Genomic DNA, 20,958 nt, shown 5'->3' with positions numbered 1-20,958 from the left:
GTTTGTCCTGCCACCCTAAAAAAGAAAGGAGGATGATTTCAATCCCCCTTTCGGAAAAGTGCGAGGCTCGATCAGGCTTGGGAAATCAGGCTTAAGAAGAGAGCGCAGCCAGTGTCGCTTTGATGGTGTCCGGGTTGGTGACTGTGATAGCGAAATCGTCACCGTTACCCATGGTGGCGTTTTCGTTCTGGAAAGCCATATGGGATTGGCGGGTGGTTTTACCGGAGAGGTGAATTTCGCTGACGCCTGTGGCTTGGACAATGCGTTTTGCGTTATCCGGCGAGACACCGGCGCCCGGCATGATAGAGAGTCGACCTTGGGTGAAGGCCACCATGTCTTTCAGCTTATCTATGCCGTCTTCTGCGCGCTTGGCAAGACCGGAAGTGAGGATGCGTTCTACTTTGTGCGCTATCAGAAACTCCAGGGCATCGAACGGGGCTGAGCAGTGGTCAATCGCGCGGTGGAAAGTGATGCCTATGCCGGAGGCAGCTTTAATCATGTCGCCGACGATGGTCTCATCAATTTTTCCGTCAGCCTGCAGCGCACCGATCACCACGCCGTTAAGGCCTGCCTGTTTAGCGGTGTGAATGTCTTCGAGCATGATTTCTACATCATCACCCGAATAAAGGAAGTCGCCTTCACGGGGTCGGATAATGCCGTAAACCGGAATGCCCGCCACACGCATCGCGGCTTTCATGTAACCCGCACTTGCTGTCAGGCCACCTGTCGCCAGCGAACTACAAAGCTCAATACGCTTTGCGCCTGCTCGCTCGGCAATAGAAAGGGATTCAATACTATCAATGCACACTTCAACCAAAACAGACATACAACACTCCCTGAATTTCGTGCATTCATCATCAATGAGTTGCTGTTGGAATAGAAGATGGGAGGGTGTAAAAGTTTGGTAAAAGTTGGTTAAGAGCAGGCCCTATAAAGTCCTTTTGGAACTCAAAAGTGCGGGCTTTTTCGAGAGGTGATTACATCACCAACCACTGAGGCTTAAATACAAAAAGGGCCCGGTGGTCCGGGCCTCATTCTATTTTATCGCTGACTTTGGCTTTACGCTTACGCGTTTAGGGGGAAACTGCGCGCGCAGCTGTCAACTATTACAGGTCGTCAGTGTGGTTAGCCAGGAAAGATGCAACACCGTCTGGAGACGCTTGCATGCCAGCCTTACCTTTTTTCCACTGTGCTGGACAAACTTCACCGTTCATTAGGTGGAAGTTCAGTGCGTCAACCATGCGCAGCATCTCGTCGACGTTACGGCCCAGTGGCAGATCGTTAATAACCTGGTGACGTACCACACCTTCTTCGTCAATCAGGAAAGAAGCACGGAAAGCAACACCAGCTTCTGGGTGCTCAACGCCGTAAGCATTACAGATTTCGTGCTTAACGTCTGCGACCAGTGGGTATTTAACAGGTCCGATGCCGCCGTCTTTAACAGACGTGTTGCGCCATGCGTTATGAGTAAACTGAGAGTCGATGGAAACGCCAATAACTTCAACGCCTTTCTCTTTAAAGTCCGAGTAACGCTTGTCAAAAGCGATCAGCTCAGATGGACATACGAAAGTGAAGTCCAGTGGGTAGAAGAACACAACCGCTTTCTTACCTTTGGTGAATTCTTTCAGGTTGAAGTTATCTACGATTTCGCCATTGCCAAGTACTGCTGCTGCAGTGAAATCTGGGGCGTGGCGGCCTAATAGTACCATTTCTCAGCTCCTAAAATGTCTAATTTTCAGGCATTAATGCCTTGATTCATTAATGAACGGGACAAACTATAGTGGAAGTGATAAATTGGAAAAAGCAAAATAAACAGATTAATGTAATCGGAAAAGTAGATGAATAAATTCCCTTCTCTCAAACAGCTCCACTACTTGGTCACACTGTATGAGACGCGCCATTTCGGTGAGGCGGCTAAACAGTGTTTCGTCAGTCAGTCTACACTAAGTTCCGGCATTCAGAACCTTGAAGATCTGATTGGCTCTCAGCTTATTGAGCGAGATAACAAAACTCTGGTATTTTCGGCTATTGGTGAAGATGTGGTATCTCGAAGTCGGGAAATCTTGGCCCGTAGTCAGGATTTAATGGAGCTGACCCAAGTCAGTGAAGGCCCGATGCAGGGCAAGCTGCGTGTAGGCTGTATTCCGACCATAGCGCCCTTTCTTCTCTGTGACTTGGTACAGGCAGTGAATCAGCGTTTTCCTGAACTCGATTTGCTGCTGCGCGAAGACACCACTGCAAACCTGTTGATGGCACTGAAAAGTGGTGAGATGGATGTGCTTATTTTGGCGCTGCCAGTCGAAATTGGCAGCATGCAAAGCCGTATCGTCGGGAAAGACGCTTTCAAGATGGTGCTGAACAGTGCTCAGGCGGAAGGGATACCTGTCCCTATTCACTATTCTGACCTGCCGGATGAGTCAGTATTTCTGTTGGAGCGGGAACATTGCCTGACAGACCACGCAGTCTCGGCCTGCCAGTTGGCAAGCACAGAGAAAATCAATCCTTTTACCGCGACCAGTCTTCACACGCTGGTGCAGATGGTGGCGAATGGCCTCGGTACGACGTTTCTTCCTCAAATGGCGATCAATCACGGCCTCATCGATAATCTCGATTTGGTGGTTATGGAGCCACCAGGGAGGGAGGCTTACCGCGAAATTGGTCTGGTCTGGCGTCCTACTTCGAGCCGCAAACCGACCTTTGAAGCACTCGCAGATCTGGTTGAAACTCTCCTTTAAGCACCATTCTGGAACTAAAATCCGGGGAAGTTTAATCGTTTACATAAGCTTTACAGTGCATAAAACGATGAAATTTCCTCTGCTTTTTCAAGATTCTTTAGCTCTTATTAGGTTTACTAATAACTTTGGTTTTTTGTGCTGATATTCTCTCTTGAAATAGAGCTATTGTCTTTTTACACTTTAGTAACTGTCCTGCGTTTCTGAAATTAAATTCTGTCGGTATCCCTACATATTTCTCGTCAATTATTAAGCACTTAAGTTGCTTGCCCGTTAGCCATAATTACATATAACCATTGTTAAGTTTTTGTTATGGAAAGATTTTCTGCAGAAATTGCCATTGGCTGCTACGTTTAAAATAGACCTGCATGATATTCAACTGGTTTGCTCTTGAAGTAATTTAATTTCGTAAGTGCTTACAAAAATCGCACTAAGGGATGAGAAAGTCACAAACGGAACAACAATCTGAGAATCGTTTTAATTCAGTGTTTTGAGTTAAAACTCTATATTTCATAAGTAATTGATATTTATATATTTAAAAGAATCTACACTTAAGTCCAACCCCTTTGGTAGTGTTGACTGGCGAAAATAAATACGCCAGTTTAGAAAGGTGTTTCGGCGATAAGAAAGCAATCGAAGCAGTAAGGGATTAATTGATATTGTTGTGATTTAGTTACAAATGGAAATGGAGGGCGTTTTATGGAATCACAAGCACAACAAGCTTTAAAGGAATTGTCGTTTGTTCCGCCGATCACTGAGATGGAATCTGATGTACTGACTGATGAAGCGCTCTCCTTCATCCTGAAACTTGCCACCCGCTTTGCACACCGTGTACCAGAACTACTGGAAGCCCGAGAAGCACGTCAGGCGCAATTTGATGCGGGTGCCACTCCTGATTTTCTGCCTGATACGGCGGAAATCCGAAAGGGTGACTGGCGTATTCGCGGGATCCCTGAAGACTTACAGGACCGCCGCCTGGAAATTACTGGTCCGCCAGAGCGAAAAATGGTGATTAATGCCCTGAATGCCAACGTAAAAGTGTTCATGGCGGACTTTGAGGATTCATTCTCGCCGGTATGGGGACCCGTTTTGCAAGGTCAGCGCAACCTGACTGACGCGATTAACCGCACCATTTCTTACAACAACCCGGCGACAGGCAAACACTACGCATTGGGCGAAGACCCAGCGGTGCTGATTTGCCGTGTTCGCGGCCTTCATTTGAAAGAAAAGCACGTGTTGCTGAATGGCACGCCGATTCCAGGTGCGCTGTTGGACTTCGGTCTGTATTTCTTACGCAATCACAAAACCTTGCTGGAAAACGGCTCAGGCCCTTATTTTTACTTGCCAAAACTGCAGGCGCATCAAGAGGCTGCATGGTGGAACGATGTGTTCTGTTTCACTGAAGACGAGTTCAATTTGCCACGCGGTACCATCAAGGCAACCGTGCTTATCGAAACGCTGCCCGCTGTGTTTGAGATGGACGAAATCCTGCACGCGCTGAAAGACCATATTGTGGCGCTGAACTGCGGCCGCTGGGATTACATCTTCAGCTATATCAAAACATTCCGTCACCACCCAGACCGCGTATTGCCGGATCGTCAGGTGGTGACGATGGAAAAACCTTTCCTGAACGCGTATTCGCGCCTTCTGGTGAAAACCTGTCACCGCCGTGGTGCGATGGCAATGGGTGGTATGGCGGCGTTTATCCCGTCAAAAGACCCGGAGAAGAATGCGTTGGTTCTGGACAAGATCAATGCAGACAAATCGCTGGAAGCCAATAACGGTCACGACGGTACCTGGGTGGCTCACCCTGGACTGGCAGACACGGCGAAAGCAGTTTTCGATGCGGCGCTCGGTGAGCGTAAAAACCAACTCGATGTGATGCGCGAGCAAGACGCACCTATCACAGCCAAAGAGCTCACAGAGCCGTGTGAAGGCGACCGCACTGAGGAAGGCATGCGACACAATATTCGCGTGGCGGTGCAATACATCGAAGCTTGGATTTCGGGAAATGGATGTGTGCCTATCTATGGCCTGATGGAGGATGCGGCGACGGCGGAAATCTCCCGCGCTTCTATCTGGCAATGGATTAAACATGAAAAATCGCTAAGCAACGGCAAGACCGTGACCGCAGATTTCTTCCGCGCCTGTTTGGCCGAAGAGATGGAGGTGCTGAAGCAAGAACTAGGTGAAACCGTATTCAACGGCGGGAAATACCAGCAGGCGGCCAGTTTGATGGAACAACTGACCACCAGTGATGAGCTGGCAGATTTCCTGACGTTATCTGGATACGAATTGCTGGACTAACCACTGATTTTACAAACTTGAACATTGAGAGAGGGAAGCACAATGACTCTGACAAGACAGCAGCAAATTGAAGCATTGGAAAAAGACTGGGCTGAAAACCCGCGTTGGAAGAACGTGAAGCGTACTTACACGGCGGAAGAAGTGGTTGCCCTACGTGGTTCATTCGTACCAGAGCAGACTATTGCCCAGCGCGGCGCTGACAAGCTTTGGGAACTGGTCAACGGCAGTGCGAAAAAAGGCTATGTGAACTGTCTTGGCGCACTGACCGGTGGTCAGGCGGTCCAGCAAGCAAAAGCGGGTATCGAGGCGATTTATCTGTCAGGTTGGCAGGTGGCTGCGGACAACAACACCGCATCTTCTATGTACCCTGATCAGTCACTGTACCCGGTAGATTCAGTACCGGCAGTGGTTAAGCGTATCAATAACTCTTTCCGCCGTGCAGACCAAATCCAGTGGTCTAAAGGTGGCACACCGGAAGAAGGTACCGACTACTTTCTGCCAATCGTTGCCGATGCAGAAGCGGGCTTCGGTGGTGTTCTGAATGCTTACGAGCTGATGCGTTCGATGATTGAAGCGGGTGCAGCAGGTGTTCACTTTGAAGACCAGCTGGCATCAGTGAAGAAATGTGGTCACATGGGTGGTAAGGTGCTGGTTCCTACCCAAGAAGCCGTCCAAAAACTGGTTGCAGCGCGTCTTGCTGCCGACGTTGCAGGCACCACCACCCTTGTGATTGCACGTACTGATGCGAATGCAGCAGACTTGCTGACTTCAGATTGTGACCCTTACGATAAAGACTTCATCGAAGGTGAACGCACTTCAGAAGGTTTCTATAAGGTTCGTGCAGGTATCGAACAGGCGATTTCTCGTGGTCTGGCTTACGCACCATACGCTGACCTTATCTGGTGTGAAACGGCGACGCCGGATCTGGAAGAAGCGCGTCAGTTTGCTGAAGCTATTCACGCTCAGTACCCAGATCAACTGCTGGCTTACAACTGTTCGCCATCGTTCAACTGGGAGAAAAACCTGGACGCGCCAACCATCGCGAAGTTCCAGCAGGCGCTGTCTGACATGGGCTACAAGTACCAGTTCATCACTCTCGCGGGTATCCACAACATGTGGTACAACATGTTCGATCTGGCGCACGCTTATGCGCAAGGTGAAGGCATGCGTCACTACGTGGAGAAAGTACAGCGTCCTGAGTTTGAAGCGGCTGAGCGTGGTTACACCTTTGTTGCTCACCAGCAGGAAGTGGGTACCGGTTACTTCGATAAGATGACCAACACTATTCAGGGCGGTAACTCTTCTGTGACAGCTCTGACAGGTTCTACCGAAGAAGACCAGTTCTAAAGCGTTATCCCAATCGGGCTGATAATCCAGCCATACCTGTTAGCCCGATTGTTTTTTTATAACATGCAATGAACCTAGCAGTTCAGGAGCCGTTAGAGCTTCAATATCCACGCTTTGAGCGACCTTCGGGTCGCTTTTTTGTGCCTGTGATTTGGTCAACAGACCTTAGTGGTGAAAATGATGCGCAGCGCTCAGCACATCTCTGTATAGAGAGGGAAAAGCATTCAGCAATATTTGTCGATGAGCGACTAAGGTCTCTGCCGTTTCAGCCAACGGCCCCATCCGAGGGCTTCGGGCTGACATTCGCTTTAAAGCAAAGGGTAGGGTGTTGATGTCCTCGTAAGAAGGGAGCCAACCTTCGCGCCAGATTTTATCTGAGAGAAAAAGATACCTTTCCGGCAGTGGATTGGGTTCTTGCTGAGTCGCGGTACGGCAGTCTTTCTCGGCGCAGGCGACAAACTCATCGAAACCGACGTTATTGAAGGCATCCCAATGATGGACGAGCGCATGATCCCAGAACATATCGAGGGCGATGGCACTGAAGCGGTAAAGGTGTTTGGGAAAGAGCGCACGACAGGGCTTGATGGCCTCATGGCTATCGATGTAGCGATCCACAAACCGGTGAAGATAGATAGCCTGCGTTGTCTCTGGCAGAAATTTACCGTCGGGCTTGCCGCGAACAAAATCTGCCATCAGGTTTCCCATCAACTGGCTGTTGCAGTGTTTGGCAATGTGTAAATGTGCCAGATAATTCACGCGCCCTCGGGATCTTTCCTTGAAACGGAAGGCTTAGCCTATCTTAAGTGATACGTGTTTGTCGTTATCAGACCGTTTCTCCCTCTTCTTCCATTGGCTCAGTCTCTTCCTGGATCTCCAGAAGGTTGATGGCGATGGCGACGAAATCGCTGTCTGTGATAATACCAACCAGTTTGTCGTCCTCTACGACAGGCAAGCATCCAATCTTGCGCTTCTGCATATATAGCGCAGCCTCTTTGAGACCGGCACAGTGGAAAAAGGTAAGGCTGGCATGCAAGCGTCTCCAGAAGGTGTTGCATCCTTCCTGTCCAAGCACACTGACGACCTGTAATAGTTGGCTAACTGCACGCGCAGCTTGCCTTGCATCGGGCCTTAACTGACTTGCGCCAGCTCCATTAAATCCTGACTACGTGCCAAGATTTCACGACTTCGAGGCACCACATCTTCAAGGTTCTGAATGCCGGAACGTAGTGCAGACTGACTGACGAAACACTGTTTGGCCGCCTCTCCGAAATGGCGCGTCTCATGCAGTGTGACCAAGTAGTGGAGCTGTTTGAGAGAAGGGAATTCATTCATCGATCTTTCCGATTGTATTAATCTGTTTATTTCGTTTTTTCAAATTGCTGGAAGTGTCTTATTCTTAGAAGTGAGAGTGATGAGGTCGCTACTCATCATGTCATATACGATAAATATTCTGCCTCCATATACACACTAAAGTAAGCCTATATGTCAAATATAGCTAAAAAGGCAGGGAGTGTAGGCGACGACATTCAAGCTTCCACCCGGAACTTCTGAATGATACCAAGGTTGTTTCAAGCAGTAGCAACGCACCGGGGCGCAATGGCGTCCAGCAATACCTTTTTGTTTGTAGGGGTGAAGATAATGCGAATGAAACTGATAGCGACACTGGTATTTCTGATCTCTTTTTCGGGGTACGCCTTAGAACCTGAACCCCGTGTAGTTGGTGGGGCAGATGCTTCCATTAGTGATGCGCCATGGCAGGCATTTATTAGGACAAGTAAATACACATGTGGTGGTGTTGTCATTTCCAGTCGGTGGATTCTGACGGCAGCGCATTGCCTTGATACTAACGGCGATGATGACCCGTTTTCTTTGGTATCAGCCAGCTCGGTCACGGTCTACACAGGCACAGCGGAAATCAACGGAGCAGACTTCTCCAGCTTCCAATCTTCTGTTGAATCTATCTATGTCAACATCGGCTACGACAAAAAAACGCTCCAAAATGACATTGCATTGATCAAACTTTCTTCTGATATTCACCCAAACGCGTCAAGCGTTATGTTACCGAATCACACAGTTCAAGCTGCCGTCGATGCCACGGGGAACCTCAACAACAATGATATGCAGTTAACGGGGTGGGGTTTTACCGACAAAGGCCGCTCTCAAAGTACAAATAGGCTCCAAAAAGCGACAGTCTCTGCCGTAACTGACGCTAGTTGCGCTTCAGCTTGGGGCTCTACTCTGACCGGTATTTCTGATTACCAGTCCAAATTCTTTTGTGCTCAGGCAAATGGCGTCGGGTCCTGTAACGGGGATTCCGGCGGCCCATTGATTTGGTATGACCCATCCCGCGCGGGTGATGCTGATGGTGGAGCCACCTTGGTTGGTGTGGTGAGCTTTGGTGTCGCTTCACAGTGCGCATCTCTAATTGCTCCAGACGTATTCACCCAGGTTGCTAGTTACACTGACTGGATTTCTAGTTGTCAGGGAGGGAGCTGTGCGAGTCAGTCTCCGACAGCGACTGAAAGCTCTGGCGGGGGAGGGAGTGTTCCAATATTTTTTATAATAAGTATGGCTCTTTGTCTCTTTAGACGAGCAAAGTAAATATAAGGCCATTTTGATTCATATTTGAGAATACTAATGCCACTGTATTAGCTTTTAGCCGAAATCTACAAACCAATACGTTATTGTGTAACCTGTGTTTATATTTATCTTGAAGTGAATAGGATGAAATTAAAGCAGGGATTCGCAGTTTTTGCCTTGGCGGCGTTGTCTAATTTTAGTCATGCATCTGAAGAAAACGTAAGGCAGCCACACATAGTAGGTGGCAACAATGCCAATATTAGTGCGTTACCTTGGCAGGTATATATTGATATTCCCTCAAGTGGATGTGGGGGCGTTATCATTTCGAATGACTATGTCTTAACGGCCGCGCATTGCGTTGAAGGACTTTTTGCGTCCGACATATCTGTACTTGCGGGCTTTACGGATTTAAGCTCTCCGCGAAGTCCTATTCCGGTTGCTAATATTCAGGTGCATCCTGACTACAACAATGCGAATTTAACCGCTGACATTGCTATTTTGAAACTTGCTGGATCGCTTCCCTCTAACGCCAAATCTATTCCTCTTTTGATGGCAGAAAATCAAAGTGAGATGGATAACGAGTTTCAAGTACCTAAACTGGATAACCTTGTTTCCTCGGGATGGGGTGCAACAAGAACAGGGGGGGCAGGAAGCCAGTCTCTTAAGATGGTGGCGTTAACAGGTGTCCCTGACAGTAGTTGCTCTTGGACAACGTTTAGTAATGGGAGTGTGTCGCAAGCATTCTCAGACGCGTATGTCTGTGCAAACAATACTACCACTGAAGGTATTTGTTCTGGGGACTCCGGAGGCCCGCTTGTATGGCAAAATCCAAGCAACGCGTCGGATGCAGACCGCGGATATCGACTCGCAGGACTTGTTAGTTTCTCAAGCAGAGATGATGGCTGTGCAAGTCCAAATGCGGAGGATGGTTTTACACAGGTGAGTACCTATTTCTCTTGGATTGATGCCAACATGGACGGAGGCTACAGTGCACCAAGTGTTAGCTTCGCCGAAGATATCTTCGCGCTCGCCACTGCTGAAAACAATTCTGGAGGGGGAGGGGGTGGAGTAAATCCTCTTCTACTTTGCTTAGTGTTTCTATTTCGTATTTTTAAAAAAAGATAGTGTAATTGTTATTTGAATAAGCCAACCTATTCGGGTTGGCTTTTTTGTTTATTGAATAAGACAATTCTTGTTATTGAAATAAAGCATTATATTCAACTTGTTTTTTAAGGTCTTGTCTTATCAATAATAAACTAATGTTAAGATCACAGAGAGAGCAGGTGAAACTAACTAGTGTTTGTTTTATACAGGAAAATGAACGAACTTATACATGTTGGTTAGAAATAAAGGCATAGGTATTCAATTGGATTCATTATGCCATGCTCGATGTATAAGGATGTAGTTATGAGCGATATTGAGAATAAAAACGAAGCCTCCCTGAATGCCGAAAATCAAGAAAAGCCTTCCCCCGAAGTCCTCGCTGCTGTTGAGGAAATGCGAACGAAAATCCGCGAATCATTTGGCAAGATTGCAATGACCATGATGATGTTGCCTCGCTACCGTCACCAAACCATTGCAGATCTCCAGCACCTAGTATTAGACCCTCTCGTTCAAAACCGTATCGCTCTTGCTTACCCCGGTGAGAAAAAAGAAGACGAACTGCAGGACTTGGTCGGCATGGCGATTTGGGCCAGTGTGTCTGAAGAGGTCGATGCCAAAATCCGTGACCAAATCAAGGGTGGTACTTACCCCGTTCGACTAAAGTCGGAAGACTGGAACAGCGGAGAGATTAACTGGCTATTCGATGTTATCGCGCCCAACAAGGACGCAACAGCGAAGGTGATCCGCAACTTTAAGCAAGTAGTGAAAGAAGGGGATCTAAAAATTCATCCATTAGTGGCAAAATTGGTTGAACCGTCTGTACTTGAAGGTATGGGCGCAATGCCAACCAAGAGAAAAGAGAAGGAATTACATTAATGGCTGCCACCCTTTACAAGTCTGATCGCTGGCTTGATAAATCTACCCCCTCATTTATTCCTAGGTTCCTAGAACACGACGAGGCGACGTTGAAGGCGTTTGGCAAAGAAGCATCGAGAGAAGCCCGCGCAATTTATCATACCGCGCAACAGTTAGGGGGAGAAAAAACGAATGCCAAGCTGACACGTATTGACGCACATATCAATGCTTTTGCAAAAGAGATTCCTGAGAGTAAATTACCTCAGAAGGTCATTTCCAGAGAGGGGGCTCCCCCCTATGATTTCACCCCACATAATTTCGCTGATTTCCCCTCAGCGATTATCAGTGAGCGATTTGCGGCGTGTTTGATGGAACTGGAGCCTGAAAAACATCAACTTTCTCCTTTGGTTGTTGTAGACGAAAAAGGAGATGTGGTGGGCCAGGCTTACTTTTGGTGGCCTATGGTGATATTGGATGCGATTGACTTAAACTCGACACGGATCGTTTTTATGAAAAAAGCAGACCCGGAAAATTCTACGCTAATGTTGGAGCCTGGCGATGGAAATGCCGTCAAAAAAGATGTGATTAAGGGCCATCTGGCATGGGCTGATGCAAGGTTTCGTTCAAATATATTCATTTCAGATGCATTTCTTGAAATACTTTCCAGCAGACAAATTGATGATTTTTCGACAAGGTTTACTTTAAAAGAAGTATAGCTCTCTCACCAAGCTTTTAATACATTTCATTGGAGTTACATCTTTAAATAGGTGAGAATTCCTACGTTCAAAATTGATGTTTTCAGGAATTAAAAAATGACTGATGAAGAGATAAAAAAACTCCTTGAATTTAACAAGAGTACTATTCATAGTTCAAAGCTTCCCAAGCACAGCATGATCATGACTGGGCAAAAAGAGATTAGTGCTGAGGAATATTTTACTCTTTCTGGTGAAAAAACTACTGGAAGGGATTTCGTCGTTCAACTGCATCACCTAACACCAAATGAAGTATTTTTAGACCATTATGATAGTTTCTATAAATACATCATGTCGGAGGATGTCGATTCGGCCTATCGATATGATCATGCCGACTTTCGTATAAACGGCGCAGCATTAGCGTCACAATATAAAGACTCTCTTCTTGTTCAAGCGGCAGCACACTCAGGACAGCATGATCAATATAATCAATACATGAATGAATTGGTCAGTGAAATAGAGGAGAAAGGTATACGTTTTGAGAGCGAATATATTGACTTTATGGAGAGAAAAATTCGCTATGAAAATAATGGCATTATTACTTTTGAACAAGCGGAAGAAATTGAGAGAAATGGCGAAAAATTAAAAATAGAATATTGGGCGAAAGCACAATTAGGTATTAATAAATTTGCATATATGGCGCTCCAAGATGGAGGAGTTATTGAAGGTGATAGTACCAAGTCATTGTTGCTCTTAAGGAAGGATGATCCTCGATTAGAGGGGGAGTCAATTTCTGAATATTATAACAGTGTTAACTCTACTTGGACTATAAATAAAATTGATGGTGGAGCTGACTTCACCATAGAAGATAATGGAAGTTATCGTTTAAATTTTGATAATGCGCTACTTTCTTTTCAAGCTGGCGTTAATAAAAAAGAGCTTCCCAATGATAAGCTGTTTTTTAATGACGCTATTGACTCTGATGGTAGTTCTTATGGATATAAAGCTAGGCCAGAGGATAGTGACTTTATTTCATCACCAGATGAAGATTACCGGATTAAGTACCAAGCTGATATTATGGCATTGAATACTTTTCGGTCAATTATATCTGATCCTGATGAATTACATCTAAGCATACAAGAAGCTAAAAAAAATGGTGATTTTTCGAAGCTTTCTGATAGTTATCTAGAGTCATTAAAAAAACTTGATATACCAAGTGGAAAGCCTTTACCCAATAACATTGCTGATCTTACTAATAGGATAAGAACAGATGGTGTAGTAAAGGATGGTTTGGAGAATAGTAAAAATAATACTAATATTGTCATTTCTGAAACATCAAAAATTGTATTGAATTATGGTGATGAAGCAACCCTAAAACATACTGCGGATGTTAACAAATCATTTGGATTTACTAACCACCTCGATTTATCCAAAGGTGGCACACTGGGCTCTATGGCTTTCGATGCTTATCTTATTTATTTCCAGTACCAATTACTCAAGGAAGAAGGAGTAGAGTTCGAAGATTTCGTTGAAGAAAATAGTGCCAAGTTGAGTGCCGATTTCGGTTATATGATGTTGACTTCAGCGGTAACAGGTATAGCACTGGCTGGTATCGGTGCTATATCTGGACCAGTAGGTTGGGCATCATTTGCAGTATTAGGTACTTCTGAAATATATGTGGGATTGAAAGATTATCTCAGGACTTATATTGAAGTCCATAGAGATGAAACAGATAGCTGGGGATTAGCAGCGCATCAAAGTATTTTGGGCTTTTTGGATGCGATAGAAGTTTATGTGCCGCTAGAGAGTATTGCCTCAGAGGTGGTTGGATTTACCCAAAGCATTCCAACGAAATTATTTGGGATAGAAGCACCTGGTGCCGTATTGACAGGCGGGCAAGCTGCTGAAATTGTTGCAACTGAAGAGATGGGTACCATCTGGGGCTGGGGATATGATGCGGCAAAGATTACAGGTAATGAGCAAAACAACTTACTTCTTCATAGTGGATATGGCGAAATAAAAGGCGCAGGTGGTGATGATATTATTTTAGGCTGGATGCCTGAAAAACGGTTACAAGGTGAATATATTGGTGGCGATCCAATCAGAGGCTACCTAGAAGAGGATACCCGTGCAGTAGCGCAGCAAGATCTTATACAAAAGCTAGATGGTGGTAAAGGAAACGATATTATATTTTCCTTTTTTGGCGAAGAAGATAGTGTCCAAATTATTGGTGGAGAAGGTAAAGACTGGATTTTCAGTACTACTACTGGTGCGAAAATATATGGCGATACTATAGATGGTCTTGACAGTAATGGTAATGAGATATCCGGAGAAGCGCATTCAGATATTTTTTGGTACTGGCCTAATACCCATATTATGGATGCAGATAAATATGACCATTTAAAGTTTTTTGGTTTTCCGTTAGTTGGGGGGACAAATGATATTCCTGCGCTCTATGGTGGTTTCTCTGTTGCAAACAGCTTGTTGGGAGGAGCAACCGCATTAGCTACATATACTAGCCCTATATATTTTGATAATTTTCTTCCTTTTATCACTTATACATACGATGGTGAAAATCTATATGTAACAAACCTCCTTCAGTTGTTCAGTGACGCCATTGATGAAGATATTCCCAATACTCATAATGGCCACTCTAATGAGGGTAGCCTTGTCATACAAGACTACCAATCACCAGGAGCTGCTGTATTTTCTAGCGCATTTTTTGATGAGTCTGGCGGTATTCGTGATGAAGCTATTGGCGATATGGGAATGATCTTTAAAAATGCCAACCCATATTTCTCTCTTGTTAGCATGATTGCACCAGGAATTTTGGGTGGATTAGCTTCTATAAAATCAGTTGAAGACAAGCTTCTTGGAGTCATCGCTGCTTCACTTCAGCTACTTGAAAGCACTAAGTGGTCTCAAGATGACTCTGGAGAGAGTGGGGGATCCAGTGAGGGAAATAACTCTGAAAATGAAGAGAATGAAGTTTACTATTTAGATGATTTCATTAATCCAATTGTTTTAGATTTGGATGGTGATGGACTAGAGACAAGTAAAATTAATGATGTTGATATTTATTTTGACATAGATTCAGATCTTTTTTCTGAAAGGGTTGCGTGGATTGATCCAGATGATGGAATCATTGTTACTGATGTAAATAATGATGGATTGATTCAAGATGCAGATGAAATAATTGGCTCAGCGGCAAGATCTGGATTCGAACAGCTTTCTAATCATGATGACGATCAAAATGGACTGATAGATATAAGAGATAGTGTTTACGCAGAACTTCGCATATGGAGAGATATCAATCAAGATGGAAAATCTAATACTACAGAACTCTATACTCTTGAATCCTTAGGTGTTGTATCTATTAACCTCAATCCTTCTTATATAAATAAGTCAACGCCTCAAGGTAATGACATTGTTTCTGTAACTGAAGTTATTTTTGTTGATGGGTTGTCGTCAAACGCCTTTGAGGTTTCTTTAGCTGTAAACGATTCTGACACTGAGTATTCAGTCACCACACAAGCACCGCTTTGGGCAACTCAGTCTATTGATGTTAAGGGCTTTGGAAATGTCACGAATCTTGCTATTGCAGCACAAAATGATTTCGAACTTTCGCAATTAATTGCTTCTCAAAGCGCTAATATTACTTCTCCTTCATTATCAGGTTTGCTTGATGAATCTGCAGATATATTGAGTCATTGGGGACAAGCGCTGAATACCTCTAAAGAGCTGGTTGCGGTGCTGGTTGACAAAAGTGGCACGCAGCTTCTCGACCGAGCTGTTTATACAGAGGATGAATTGGGGGGGTATTGGTATCTTGAAAGCGGTGGTTCAGTTCTAAATGAATCAGGTCAAGCGATTGAAAGAGTCTCACTTCAAGATGTGCTGTCACAACATACTGGATCTGATAAGTCGTGGAGTGTTGAGTTATCTTGGTCACCAGTTTCACGTAGCAATGTTCTTTCTTATCGGGATGAAGCGCCTTATCTGACATCGATTGTAAATGATCACTTGGTTGTGGATGATTTTGCTTATAAAAACGAGCATGGCCACTGGGTATTAGCAAGCGGTCGTCCAATCATTGATGACGACGGTCAAGTGATTGTATCACCGAGCACTGATGATATTTTGGCTCTTCCCAAAGAAGAAGGACAGTCTTGGAACCTTGAATCGATTGGCGTGAACCCACTTGCAGGTGTGTCTGTAGAAAATATCGGTGTTTATGTTATCGACGGTATTGCTGTTGATTACACGGTTCAAGTCAATGATGAAGACGGCTCTTTCTTCGTATGGTCTCGTCACCTTGATAGGGCGTTAGAGCTTCAGTTTTATCACGGAGACAGTAATGGGTTTAACCTCCGAAATTATGAGATTGATTTTGACTCGATTGATGAGGTCAATTCATCTTTAGATAGTTCTTACCGCGTTGAGCTTCTGTCTCCTGGCCAATTCCAATTTGCGACATCTTTGTTGGGTGTTGATTTTCAAACCGAAATGTTGAACGCCCATATTAGTTCTTCCGGCATTTTAAACTATTCCATTAATGATGTTGACGATGGTAGTGGGAGTTTGTCTAAAACTGAGTATCAAAGTGCTATTTCACCGATGTTAGACACGCTTGCTCAGTTGATGGATACCTACATGAAGGTGGGTAGTGCATTGGCCGTTCGTCTAGCGGCTCAAGGAGGGCTAAAAGAATACTTTGAAGGTGTTGAATTTATAGCTGAAGAAGATGTGTTTAAGCCTACTTCAGATTATCTGTTGACGCCTATGTTTGAAGCTATTTTTGAAAAAGCGCCTCAACATTATGAGTTTGGCACTCCAGAACACAAAGAAGAAGTTTACGAATACCTCCAAGGGTGGAACGAGATTCTTTGGCAGGTGTATTCGGATTTCGAACATACTGACGGGAGTGTTGAAATCGACCAGCGTACGGTCACACAAATGGTGTTACCAGTATATGAGGCAGTTCCATTAGGCGTTGAATTATCAACTGTTTTAAATGCTCTACAGGTTGATGAAACACAGATTGCAACGCTCTCTGAAAGTGAAAACGAACTTATTGGGACTAGTGGTTCTGATTTCATCATTCTTTCTGGTGATGGAACCAGCTTCAAAGGAGGTGCCGGCAGGGATGTGTATTTTGTTGGAGAAACCTTTAACGACATCGTTATCGAAGATATCGATTTTGGTGAGGCTGATGAACTTCGCTTTACCGAGCTAACATCCAGTCAAGTATCCGTATCCCGTGATGGGCAAGATCTGATCATAGAATCTCTCGTATCAGATAGTCGCCTGACTGTCCGGAACCATTTTCTTGGTGAACTGAATCCGTCCTTTGGCCGAAGAACACAAGATACTGAAACGACCGCCATTGTATTTGCAAATGGTGTGGTATGGGATTCATTTTCCATTGCCTACCGTACTGCGGATCCACAAGATACTGATGATGTCATTGTTGGTTCTGGCGCGCTTGACGTCCTCATCGGTGGAAAAGGCAACGACGTATTGCGAGGTGGTACGGGGGGCGATATATACCTTTTTGAACGCGGCCATGGCCAAGATGTCATCGATGAAGATAATTCAAAAGGAATGAACCCATTCAAGGCGGGCTTAGATTTTATTCAGTTCAAAGGTGATATCTCTGGGAGAGATTTGCATCTTGAGCGATTTGGTGAAAGTACTGACTTACATATCACTTTAAAGGACAGTGAAGGTAACCTGACTTCTGATTCCATTGTTATCAAAGGCCAATTTGATGGCGCAAGATTAAATCTGGATGAATTTGCTAAGTCTTATGGTTCTGTGGCGGGCATCGATGAGTTTGCGAGTTTCGATTTTGATTTTGTCAGCTCCACATCGATAGAGCGGATTCTGTTTGAAAATGGCTCTTCAATAGATTTCGCAAAGTTAGCTCGAGAAGTGGTGGCTAATGCAGTATCGGATGGTGAAGATGCTATCTATGGGTTTGATATTGATGACCGTTTAACCGGTGGAAAAGGTAATGATCTGCTCATTGGGCGGGCTGGTGCAGATACCTATATTTATAATGAAGGCGATGATCTTGAAGAAGTTAAGGATGGCGATTTAAGCATCAAGCTTTTTGGGGGAGGTAAAGGCGATCAGCTTCGTTTTAGTGACCACACTTGGGCTGATATAGACTTTTTGCGTGAGGGCTACTCTGACACGCTAACGCTGTCGATAGCCGGTTCCGACGGTACACAAGGCGTTGTACTCTCCGAGTTTACTAAATATCAGGCTTTCCAAGGCCATATTAATCTTATCGAATCAATTCGGTTCTCTGATGGCACGGAATGGGATTATTTTGAACTTCTGCAACATTATGTCGATCAGTCTCAAACCACGGGTGATGATCGTATTGTTGGCTTTGATTTTTCACAAATACTCAGGGGCGGTAAAGGGAATGACAGACTAGAGGGATTAGAAGGCAACGATACATACATATTCGAGAGAGGCGATGGGCAGGATGTTGTCTTTGATGCTTCCGGAAGTGCCGATAAAGCCATATTTGATGGGCTTTCATTCAATGGTGACATTGTTGTGTCACGTACTGCCCTTGATCTTATCTTCACTGTTAGAGAAACGGGTCAATCAATCACTTTTGAAAACCAATATGTGAGAAGCGACAGGCAGGTTTTTGCTGTTGAAACTTTTGAATTTAGTGATGTAAGCCTCGACTTTAAACAGCTTAACCCTGAATTCATCGACCGGATAGGAACGTCTGGCTCTGAAATACTTGAAGGCAGTGATTTTGGAGAGCGTATCGATGGTAAAGGGGGAGATGATACGTTAATCGGTGCAAGTGGTGGCGATACTTATGTGTTTGATGTTGGCTATGGCAACGATGTTATTGTCGATACGCAAGTACGCTCTTGGTGGTACGGAAGGGAAGGCTTCGAGAGAGAGCAGAATGACAAAGTTCAGTTTGGTAGCTTAATCAGCCGCGATATTGTTTCCTTCAGTAAAGATGGTGATGACCTTGTTATTACACTCTCTGGCTTTGAGGACTCCCTGAGAATTCGAAATCAATTTCGAGATACCGTAGATGGAATCGAGCAATTCCTTTTTGCTGATGGCACATCACTGTCTATTGCTGATGTGGAAGAACTTCTACAAATAGTAGGAGGAAACCGCGGTGATAATACGATTACAGGGATTGTTGATGCACCGAACGTGCTGGATGGTCGACAGGGTGATGATACGCTAATCGGTGGTTCCGACTCTGATATTTATGCTTTTAGTATTGGCTATGATTTTGACGAGGTTATTGAATCTGAATCGCCATTCAATGGCAGTGTTGACCGTATCGTATTTGGTAAGGGGATTACGCTTGATTCCTTGATTGTCCGTCGTATCGACAACGACCTATTACTCGATCTGGGCGATGGTGAGAGTGTTCTCACTATTAAAGAGGGTTTAAGTACACGACAAGTGGAGCTGTTTGAATTTTCAGATGGAACATCAGCGACACTGGAAGATATACGTCTCAGCATGCTTTCAGGAAGCGATGGCCACGACAACATTAGCGGCTTTGATGATAGAGATGACGTGTTAAACGGTGGAGCAGGTTCCGATACACTTGAAGGCGGCTTGGGGAATGACAAATATCACTATGGCTATGGTTCGGGTCATGACTCAATATTTGATAGCGGTGGTGTTGATCAAGTCATCTTCTCACCGGGTATTAGACGCCACGATGTTAGCTTTAGTGCCGTTGAAGGGAATCTACTGATAACCCTTAAAGAATCCAATGAAACATTGGCTGTTTTGTCTGGAGCAGAATATGGTGGTCAACACGGCATTGAATCATTTGTATTCGAAGATGGAGAGACCCTTAGCCTAGACGAAGTACTGTTTAGGATTTTAAGAGAGGAAAATTGGGCTACTTCAAACAGAATTAACCTTGACGGACAAACGCTTCCTTATGAAATTTCTCCAGGACGAGGTAATGATTGGTCTTATTTTTCGGCAGATACTGAATACGCTTTTCAAGCCGGTGATGGAATTGATACGGTTGCTTTTAGATACAGCTATAAAGCTAATGTCATAACATTTAGTGACCTTAACTCTACAGAGGTCGTCGTCCGCTATGCCTATTTAAACGATGAGCAGTTTTCGTCTTCTAACCTAGTTTTTGAGTTCCCACGTACTGGAGACAGATTAACGATAGAAAATATCGGCAGCGGCACAATCTTAAAATTTGCTGATGGCGTTGAATGGACAAGACAAGAAGCGCTTGCACAGCTAATGGAGAATCAAGCGAGTGATAGCGATGACTATATCACAGGCAGTAGGTTTGATGACCTTATTCAAGGTGGTAAGGGTGATGATGATATAAGTGGTGGTAGCGGTAATGATGTGTATCGTTATAGTCGGGGGGACGGCCATGACATCATCAGAGATACAGCTGGCATCAATACATTAGAGCTATTTGGCTTTTCACCTGATGAGATTGAAATATCCCAACCGATTTTGGATAGAACTGATATTACGCTGAGTTTTACATCTCAAGAAGGTAGCTTGAGCCTTCAATACGATAGAGACGGAGATGGCATTGATAAAGTTGCCTTCAGTGATGGAACAGTTTGGGATAAAGCGTTCTTATTTGAAAGTGTTATCGGGAAAGGGACAAAATATAATGATAAAATTAAGGGGAGCTCAAATGATGATGTCATTATTGGCTTTGAAGGTGATGACTACTTAGATGGTAAGAGAAGTGGACCCCATTGGTTGGACACACAAGCTAATTTTTTAAGTGTTTGATCCCGCTCATGCTGCGTATCTTTGCCTGCCGAAGTAGGCTTCATCAGGAGTAAGGTCATTGAGTCCCTGATGGTTACGCTCTTCGTTATAGAACACCATGTAGTGGCCGATTTCAAGTTCAGCTTCTCGGGGGGTGGTATAGGCTTTTAAGTAAACCTCCTCATATTTCAAGCTACGCCATAATCGCTCGATGAACACGTTGTCGACCCAGCGTCCTTTCCCATCCATGCTTATCCGTACATCATGGTCGATTAATCTCTGAGTAAACTCAGCGCTAGTAAACTGGCTGCCTTGATCTGAATTGAAGATATCGGGCGGCCCGTAGTGTTGCAGTGCGTCTTCGAGAGCCTCAATGCAAAAGCTTGTATCCATCGTATTCGACAAGCGCCAAGCCAGTACTTTGCGGCTATACCAGTCGATAATGGCCACCAGATACAGGAACCCCTTCGCCATGGGGATGTACGTGATGTCAATCGCCCAAGCTTGGTTTGGATAAGTGACATCGATATCACGCAGCAGGTAGGGATAAACCTTGTGTGCTTTGT

The 20,958-nt window shown here is 44.8% G+C and carries 12 protein-coding genes and 2 pseudogenes; 8 read left to right on the top strand and 6 right to left on the bottom strand.

The annotated features are described in order from the left end of the window. Window positions 1-91: 91 nt before the first annotated feature. Together GMA8713_RS01660 and GMA8713_RS01655 are read right to left on the bottom strand one after the other, a co-directional pair. On the bottom strand, window positions 92-826 hold the full coding sequence (locus tag GMA8713_RS01660; RefSeq protein WP_062705121.1) for a copper homeostasis protein CutC: 735 nt from the start codon (window positions 824-826) through the stop codon (window positions 92-94). Between the two features lie 280 nt (window positions 827-1,106). Next, window positions 1,107-1,709 (bottom strand): peroxiredoxin C, encoded by a 603-nt coding sequence (locus GMA8713_RS01655; protein WP_062705119.1) that lies wholly within the window; start codon window positions 1,707-1,709, stop codon window positions 1,107-1,109. A gap of 129 nt (window positions 1,710-1,838) precedes the next feature. Between GMA8713_RS01655 and GMA8713_RS01650 the strand changes: the two genes are divergently transcribed. From GMA8713_RS01650 to aceA, 3 genes are all read left to right on the top strand, one after another. Next, on the top strand, window positions 1,839-2,735 hold the full coding sequence (locus tag GMA8713_RS01650) for a hydrogen peroxide-inducible genes activator (protein ID WP_062705118.1): 897 nt from the start codon (window positions 1,839-1,841) through the stop codon (window positions 2,733-2,735). A 696-nt stretch (window positions 2,736-3,431) separates the two neighbouring features. Beyond that, window positions 3,432-5,039 (top strand): malate synthase A, encoded by a 1,608-nt coding sequence (gene aceB, locus GMA8713_RS01645; protein WP_062705116.1) that lies wholly within the window; start codon window positions 3,432-3,434, stop codon window positions 5,037-5,039. Window positions 5,040-5,081: 42 nt separating this feature from the next. After that, window positions 5,082-6,386, top strand: coding sequence for an isocitrate lyase (aceA, locus tag GMA8713_RS01640; protein ID WP_062705114.1), 1,305 nt, complete (start codon window positions 5,082-5,084; stop codon window positions 6,384-6,386). 165 nt (window positions 6,387-6,551) lie between these two features. On the opposite strand, the gene GMA8713_RS26520 is transcribed toward aceA, so the two are convergent. The 3 genes and pseudogenes from GMA8713_RS26520 to GMA8713_RS01625 all read right to left on the bottom strand — a co-directional run. Continuing rightward, a complete protein-coding gene (locus GMA8713_RS26520; RefSeq protein ID WP_084387640.1) occupies window positions 6,552-7,142 on the bottom strand; it encodes an acyl carrier protein phosphodiesterase in 591 nt (196 codons plus the stop codon). 67 nt (window positions 7,143-7,209) lie between these two features. Beyond that, a pseudogene (locus GMA8713_RS01630) lies at window positions 7,210-7,389 on the bottom strand (CBS domain-containing protein); the annotation flags it as partial. A 131-nt stretch (window positions 7,390-7,520) separates the two neighbouring features. Beyond that, window positions 7,521-7,718, bottom strand: a pseudogene (locus GMA8713_RS01625) (helix-turn-helix domain-containing protein); the annotation flags it as partial. A 306-nt stretch (window positions 7,719-8,024) separates the two neighbouring features. Between GMA8713_RS01625 and GMA8713_RS01620 the strand changes: the two are divergent. From GMA8713_RS01620 to GMA8713_RS01600, 5 genes are all read left to right on the top strand, one after another. Next, window positions 8,025-8,987 carry a serine protease gene (locus tag GMA8713_RS01620; protein ID WP_062705351.1) on the top strand — a complete coding sequence of 321 codons (963 nt, stop codon included), beginning with the start codon at window positions 8,025-8,027 and terminating at the stop codon, window positions 8,985-8,987. A gap of 123 nt (window positions 8,988-9,110) precedes the next feature. Then, complete coding sequence (locus GMA8713_RS01615; RefSeq protein WP_062705107.1) at window positions 9,111-10,091, top strand: S1 family peptidase; 981 nt, start codon at window positions 9,111-9,113, stop codon at window positions 10,089-10,091. Between the two features lie 282 nt (window positions 10,092-10,373). Next, window positions 10,374-10,946 carry a toxin-activating lysine-acyltransferase gene (locus tag GMA8713_RS01610; protein ID WP_062705104.1) on the top strand — a complete coding sequence of 191 codons (573 nt, stop codon included), beginning with the start codon at window positions 10,374-10,376 and terminating at the stop codon, window positions 10,944-10,946. Continuing rightward, the gene (locus tag GMA8713_RS01605) at window positions 10,946-11,641 is read left to right on the top strand and encodes an imm11 family protein (protein ID WP_062705102.1); all 696 of its coding nucleotides are present in this window, start codon (window positions 10,946-10,948) and stop codon (window positions 11,639-11,641) included. Before GMA8713_RS01610 ends, GMA8713_RS01605 begins: the two co-directional genes overlap by 1 nt. 96 nt (window positions 11,642-11,737) lie before the next feature. Then, a complete protein-coding gene (locus GMA8713_RS01600; RefSeq protein WP_062705100.1) occupies window positions 11,738-20,413 on the top strand; it encodes a calcium-binding protein in 8,676 nt (2,891 codons plus the stop codon). 6 nt (window positions 20,414-20,419) lie between these two features. Here GMA8713_RS01600 and GMA8713_RS01595 read toward each other — a convergent pair. Next, window positions 20,420-20,958: IS3 family transposase (locus GMA8713_RS01595; RefSeq protein WP_062705098.1), on the bottom strand; the 539-nt coding region annotated here is incomplete at its 5' end.

This window comes from Grimontia marina (assembly GCF_900060185.1).
GTDB lineage: Bacteria > Pseudomonadota > Gammaproteobacteria > Enterobacterales > Vibrionaceae > Enterovibrio > Enterovibrio marinus.
Note: the sequence above shows the minus strand (reverse complement) of the source record. Positions and strands in the feature narration are given on the sequence as shown.

Bases quoted from the DNA above. Each gene is read 5' to 3' on its own strand.
- GMA8713_RS01605 (WP_062705102.1), top strand. From the start codon at position 10,946: ATGGCTGCCACCCTTTACAAGTCTGATCGCTGGCTTGATAAATCTACC.
- GMA8713_RS01650 (WP_062705118.1), top strand. From the start codon at position 1,839: ATGAATAAATTCCCTTCTCTCAAACAGCTCCACTACTTGGTCACACTG.
- aceB (WP_062705116.1), top strand. From the start codon at position 3,432: ATGGAATCACAAGCACAACAAGCTTTAAAGGAATTGTCGTTTGTTCCG.
- GMA8713_RS01620 (WP_062705351.1), top strand. From the start codon at position 8,025: ATGCGAATGAAACTGATAGCGACACTGGTATTTCTGATCTCTTTTTCG.
- GMA8713_RS01660 (WP_062705121.1), bottom strand. From the start codon at position 826: ATGTCTGTTTTGGTTGAAGTGTGCATTGATAGTATTGAATCCCTTTCT.
- GMA8713_RS01615 (WP_062705107.1), top strand. From the start codon at position 9,111: ATGAAATTAAAGCAGGGATTCGCAGTTTTTGCCTTGGCGGCGTTGTCT.
- aceA (WP_062705114.1), top strand. From the start codon at position 5,082: ATGACTCTGACAAGACAGCAGCAAATTGAAGCATTGGAAAAAGACTGG.
- GMA8713_RS01655 (WP_062705119.1), bottom strand. From the start codon at position 1,709: ATGGTACTATTAGGCCGCCACGCCCCAGATTTCACTGCAGCAGCAGTA.
- GMA8713_RS01610 (WP_062705104.1), top strand. From the start codon at position 10,374: ATGAGCGATATTGAGAATAAAAACGAAGCCTCCCTGAATGCCGAAAAT.
- GMA8713_RS01600 (WP_062705100.1), top strand. From the start codon at position 11,738: ATGACTGATGAAGAGATAAAAAAACTCCTTGAATTTAACAAGAGTACT.